Source organism: Pseudoalteromonas sp. MER144-MNA-CIBAN-0113 (assembly GCF_040308965.1).
Classification (GTDB): domain Bacteria; phylum Pseudomonadota; class Gammaproteobacteria; order Enterobacterales; family Alteromonadaceae; genus Pseudoalteromonas; species Pseudoalteromonas tetraodonis.
In genome coordinates this window covers 1-330 of sequence record NZ_JBEOOG010000244.1, presented here as the reverse complement: position 1 = coordinate 330, position 330 = coordinate 1, and the positions used below count along the sequence as shown (strand labels likewise).

The following is a 330-nucleotide window of genomic DNA, read 5'->3' as shown; positions in this document are numbered from 1 at the left end:
AGGCAGTACTTTCGCGTCATCTTCTATACCAATACAATCGGCCAAATCGCCTGATTGCGTTTCACTGGCAAACTTAGCCACCATCGCTAGTTGATGCATTACGTCGGAGTCGTCAGTAGGCACATGCGCAACATGCTGATTAAGTCGGTAGGTACATAAGTAATTGGCACGCCCTTTTAATAAGGCGGTTTTTTTAGAAGCACCAAGCGCTTTCACTAATTGAGGTAAATCGCGGTGATATAACTGTTCTTGTAAGGCTTTAGAACCAGTCGATATTATCGTTCGGCCTTTTGATTTAAGTGCAGGGGCTAAATATGCAAATGTTTTACC

At 43.3% G+C, this 330-nt stretch carries 1 pseudogene; it reads right to left on the bottom strand.

Annotated elements, in window-relative coordinates:
* Positions 1 to 330, bottom strand: a pseudogene (locus AAEY57_RS19560) (ATP-dependent helicase); the annotation flags it as partial.